The organism is Flavitalea flava (assembly GCF_054461575.1).
This window is the reverse complement of sequence record NZ_JBTLQH010000121.1, coordinates 1-1,329: the sequence shown is the minus strand read 5'-3', so window position 1 is coordinate 1,329 and position 1,329 is coordinate 1. Positions and strand designations below refer to the sequence as shown.

The window sequence follows — 1,329 nt, the reverse complement described above, 5'->3', positions numbered from 1 at the left end:
GGCTAAGACATAAGAGGTTAACTGTATACGTTCTATTTTTCACAAAGAACGGATGCAGTTAACAAGCCGAAGGCTAAATCATAAGAGGTTAACCATAAAAACAGTAATCCGGATGGGACTACATTTACGTTAAGTCCGATCCGGATTACTAAAAGTCTCCACTGTCCAAAGTCCTACGCTTCCGCAACTATTTTCGCCCGTTGTTCCCCTCCCATCAGCTCGACACTCCGCTGTATAAAAGTGGTAAGGCCATTGCCTTTCAGCAGCCCCTGGGACAACAAGGCCAGGTCCGCCAGATTATGTACCAGTTTCTCCTGCTTTGTTTTATCCTCCTCTTTTATTACGGTTTGGAAGATCGGATGATTGCCATTGACCGTTAGTGTAACCTCATCGGGCATATTGGCATAAAAACTTCCCATTGGACCATTCATGGCTGCCATATCTTTCATGCGCCGCATAAATTCCGGTCTGGTCGCAATTACCGGCGGGGCTTCCGGGCTCAGACCTTTGATTTCTACCGTTACATGTAATTCCGGAACCTGGCGGCTGAACAATTCTTTCAGACTGGTCTCTTCCTGCTCGTTCAGAACGGTTGCAGATTCCCCTTCAGCCTTATCGATCAGATTGTCGGCAATGTCCGCATCCACCCTGGAAAAATGTGCGTCCTGCCATTTGGTTTCCATCTGGTTGATAAATGCCGCATCGACCATCGTTTCCATCTTTACCACCGTGTATCCCTTAGCCAGGGCCTGTTGGATATAACTATCCTGCTGCACAGGATTGGTCGTGTATAAAATGACAAGTTTACCTTCTTTGTTCTTTTGCAATCCTTCGGCTACTGCCCTGTATTCGTCCAGTGTATAAAATGTTCCGCCTTTTACATCTTCCATGATATTGAACCGGCCTGCTTTTTCCAGGAATTTATCGTCGGTCATCATACCATATTTCACGAACAGTCCCAGACTCTCCCATTTTCCCTCGAATTCCTTTCTCTCCTTATTGAATATTTCCTCCAGCTTATCGGCTACTTTCCGGGTAATATGATTATTGATCTTTTTCACATTCGGGTCGCCTTGTAAATAACTACGGCTGACATTCAATGGTATATCCGGACTGTCGATAACCCCATGCAACAACATTAAAAATTCGGGAACGATATCCTTTACCTCGTCTGTGACAAAGACCTGGTTGCTGTATAATTGTATCTTATCCTTCTGGATCTCATAACTCTGTTTGATCTTCGGGAAATAGAGTATGCCGGTTAGGTTAAAAGGGTAATCTACATTCAAATGGATCCAAAAAAGAGGCGCCTCCCCATAAGGATAAAGC

1 protein-coding gene is annotated in these 1,329 nt (G+C 44.7%); it reads right to left on the bottom strand.

Annotated elements, in window-relative coordinates; genetic code table 11:
• Positions 1–173: 173 nt before the first annotated feature.
• On the bottom strand, positions 174–1,329 hold a 1,156-nt coding region (locus ACX0G9_RS31635; RefSeq protein WP_459068998.1), incomplete at its 5' end, for a heat shock protein Hsp90 family protein.